Here is a 3,814-nt window from a genome sequence, read left to right as displayed (position 1 = left end):
GAATCACTCAACTCCAAGCTTAAGGCATTTAGAGGCCAACTGCGTGGAGTTAGGGACATACCGTTCTTTTTCTATCGTGTATCGTTGATATTTGGGTAGGGATGCCACGGACTTTATCGGATGAGCCGATTTCAGGCATGAAGTTTTCTTTCATCTCCTCCTCCGTAATGCCGCAGATGGCTGCGTTTTCAGGTGTGAAGCTGATGTTCGACAGATTGTTGAGGACAGAGAAGAGAGATATTTGGGTGAACTTGGTGATGCCTGTGATAAAGACAAATTTTTCGAATTCGTCGCAAGCCTTCAGTACAGCGAATACATTACGATAAACGTCCGTGCAATCATTATGTTCGGCTGTCATCCATGAGTGTTGAAGTGGAGAATCATACTCGTCTATAAGAATTGCCACTTTATTGCCTGTCTTCTTAAATGCCGTAGTGACAATGTTTTTGAATCTTACAGCAAGTGAAGCTGTCGGTAATGGGGTGATGCCGTATGTCGACTCATATTCCGAGAATGCATCGCTAAGATAGGATTGGATGGCTTTTGCTGTGGAGCCTGCCAGACTCATGTCAAGACGGACGACGGGATATTGCTTCCATTCTTTCTCCATCTCTATTATCTTCAGCCCCTCGAACAGATCCTTCCTTCCTTGAAGGTACGCCTCCAACGTATCAACCAGCACAGACTTGCCGAATCGTCGGGGACGACTCAGATAATTATACTTCTGTCCTAAGTTGACCAGATTCCACACAATGTCGCTCTTGTCAACGTACAGATAGTTTTCTTCCCTGATCACCTTGAACGACTGAATGCCTACAGGTAATCTTCTTGTGTTGATGTCTGCCATATATCTCGTTCTCCTTTTGTCTTATTTATACCTTCTATCTGCGAAGATACGCTTAAAATCGAAAACCTCCAAACTTTTCGTTAGGATTCTTAATCTACACCCAATCGCCAACAGCATACAAAGGCCTGTTCTCCATCCATTCCTGGTCTTATATCTACATTTTTTCGCACGAACCGATGCGATGTTGAATGAAATTAACCGTTTACCCTAACAATTCAACTGAACAATTTATAATCGCAGGCGAAGCCGAGAACAATTCCTCGCTCGGCTTTGCCGCTTGCCTAAGCAAGAATTCAAAAAGTCAAAATTCTTAATGAGGGTGTGTCAAAAGTACAATAGCACGCCTTGAAAGGGCTATGTGATTATTGGGCCTTACCTTTCCGCTTCACGCCGGTGACCGTTGGTTCAACCCGCGCTGATTGAGTTTTGACATAGCCTCTTCTACAGTTAGTCCATTACCTAAAAACATGTCTTCCTGTCTTCCTGTCTAAAAAACATGTACCTCATGTCTTAATGTCCAAAAAAACATGTCTTCATGTCTAAAGACAATATTTGCATTTCTGATGCTCAATACTATGAGTTGAACGCACGAAGAAATCTTTGGTGCGAAATTCTTGAGTTTTGAGCGTGCAAGGATAGACGGTTTATACACAGTGGATTAGAAGGTTTGTGGGGAAAGTGTGCAAAAAAAAGAAGCAGCAATAAGCCGATTTGTGTTGCAATAGCGCCACTTTTACACTCCAATTGTGCCACTATTACCATGCAATAGCGCCACTTTTACACCCTAATAGTGGCACTATTGTACTGTAAAAGTGGCACTATCGTTAAGCATTGGTGCTGTTTGCTCAGCAGAATACCATAAAAACATCTTTTCGATTCTCTAGAATTGATTTTTATTTTGTAACATGTTTTTACTCTTTGTACGATATTTGCATGGCGGACATAAAGGCGTTTTTTGACAAGATGCCATCTGTGTGCATCAGCGCGATCTGTGGGAGACTCCTGCGCACCCTGTTATTAACATGGATATCATGGATGCTGCTTGAGGATATGTTCTCCAGCAGATACCGCAGATTTTCACAGATTTTTTCCAGATATGTCTACTTTTGACATATCTTTTCTTTACTTTTGCGGCAGATAATAAAAAGGAACGAATGAGAAATATGGAAAAGCTTGAGGATACATCATAGACAGGAAAAGTTAGAGGAATCCGCAAGATTTCTTCCGAAAAGTTTGGCAGTTAACCGGATTTTTCCCACTTTTGTAGTCGCTATGCGACAGAGCAGGTGAAAGTCCTCGCTTGAAGTCGCTACGATGCAGAAGCAAGATATTCTTGTGGACACGAACAAGCAAATAGTTCTGTAAGTTGAAATCTGGTAAATTGAAACGTAGAAAGAACACAATTTGTTTGAGCGAGTCCGCACCAGTATATGGTGTGGATTCCTCTTTCATATTTTCTTTTCTACGGGTTTTACCAGAGCCTAACTTACAAGGAAGTGTTGAGAGAAGGGATTCGCGCCATTCTTTTTTCGCTTGTAATTTTGCAAGGTCCGCAGATTTCCTCTACCTTTGCCTTTTAGAAAAACAGAGCCGTGCAATCGGCAGTATATGAAACCTTAAAACGAATAACTATGAGTAAGGTATTCCAAGTAAAACCTAAACGTATCAAACGTACAAACGGCACAGTCCTCACACCGGAAATGGTTGTGACAGTGACAACACAGCAGCACCCCACCAACCCCTTCTACAATGGAGCCAAGGAACTGCAGGAGGCATACATGCGCCTCTACGCCTTCGACTACAAGAAGGCATGCTGCAATCAGAATGATTTTGAATTTGTGAAGTTGGACAATTAGTGTGTTGGTTTATCTATACAACAATAATATAGACTGTTGAATTCGTCTTAATACCATAATTATTATGAACGAAAAAGAGATACTTGAATTAATAGCCAAGGTACCTGCTTTTGAAGGTTCAAAGCCCATATATAATCCTATGGAGACTTTTGTGAAATATGTTTCGCAAAAAGAGATATGCCACTCATCAATATTGGCAGAACTGCTAAATCCATTAGGGCGACATGGTCTTGAGCGTTCTTTTCTAGATGCTTTTCTTAAAGAGATAGAATGTGATGAAACTTTTGAAGACGTTACAATACGAACGGAAATGCCTGTTCGGAGGATGTTAACAGACGGAAGTGGACCTCGAAGAATAGATATTTGTATTATAAATAATCATAATAAAGTTATTATAGAGAATAAGCTCAATAATGCTCAAGAACAACAATGTCAACTTGCAGACTATAAGGCAGGATTAAAACATAACGGATTTAATGTTGTAAAGACTGTTTGTTTACAGGGAAGCAACTTTAATGATATTGGTGCCGATAAAAATCTATCTATAATGGAGCTTGCAAATCTTTTAGAAAATGCATGTGGTAATAGTTGTGAGTTACAATCGTATATAACATTATTGAAGAACATGGGATATAAAGAAAAAATGAATGAGGAAGTGGAAAAACTACTTTCTTTAAATAACGACACCAAGGACAACCCCTTTGCTAAAGTTAGAGACATATCGAGATTATTTTACAATGATGAAGTTTCTGAGTATTGCTTTAATGAAATAATGTCAAGTCTTGAAAAATTGAATAAAGACTGTTTAAAGTTGATTTTTCAAAGAAAAGATCCCGGATACTTTAATAATGAAAGATGCACATTTCTGCAGATATGGAACCAATATGGCTATGACAAAGGCTCAAATTCTGGCTATTGGATAGAACTGTGGTTCTGTGACTATAGTAGGTTTGAAATTTGGATTAAAGGTAATAGCGAAATTTGGGCTCACCTGAAAAAGTGTGTGGATTAAGCATACAATCTTGTTAGTCTGAAGAGAAAGAATTTCTTGTCAATGATACCCCGAAGTTGTGCTCTGAAATGCTTGACTTTTGCATTGAAAGATTCTGCA

The 3,814-nt window shown here is 39.5% G+C and carries 3 protein-coding genes and 1 pseudogene; 2 read left to right on the top strand and 2 right to left on the bottom strand.

Annotated features, from left to right (window positions below; translation table 11 throughout):
- Positions 1–49 precede the first annotated feature (49 nt).
- Positions 50–847 carry an AAA family ATPase gene (locus CHL74_RS14965; RefSeq protein WP_094881973.1) on the bottom strand — a complete coding sequence of 266 codons (798 nt, stop codon included), beginning with the start codon at positions 845–847 and terminating at the stop codon, positions 50–52.
- A 1,631-nt stretch (positions 848–2,478) separates the two neighbouring features.
- Between CHL74_RS14965 and CHL74_RS14960 the strand changes: the two genes are divergently transcribed.
- Together CHL74_RS14960 and CHL74_RS14955 are read left to right on the top strand one after the other, a co-directional pair.
- A complete protein-coding gene (locus tag CHL74_RS14960) occupies positions 2,479–2,703 on the top strand; it encodes a DUF6140 family protein (protein WP_094881972.1) in 225 nt (74 codons plus the stop codon).
- Positions 2,704–2,767: 64 nt separating this feature from the next.
- Positions 2,768–3,715 (top strand): PD-(D/E)XK nuclease family protein, encoded by a 948-nt coding sequence (locus CHL74_RS14955; protein WP_094881971.1) that lies wholly within the window; start codon positions 2,768–2,770, stop codon positions 3,713–3,715.
- Here the strand turns inward: CHL74_RS14955 and CHL74_RS16495 are convergent.
- Positions 3,712–3,814: pseudogene (locus CHL74_RS16495) on the bottom strand (ISAon1 family transposase); the annotation flags it as partial. The gene CHL74_RS14955 and the pseudogene CHL74_RS16495 overlap by 4 nt on opposite strands.

It is taken from the genome of Prevotella sp. 885 (genome assembly GCF_002265625.1).
In the GTDB taxonomy this organism is placed as follows: domain Bacteria; phylum Bacteroidota; class Bacteroidia; order Bacteroidales; family Bacteroidaceae; genus Prevotella.
The sequence above is the reverse complement of the archived record's forward strand: the minus strand, read 5'-3'. Positions and strand labels throughout refer to the sequence as shown.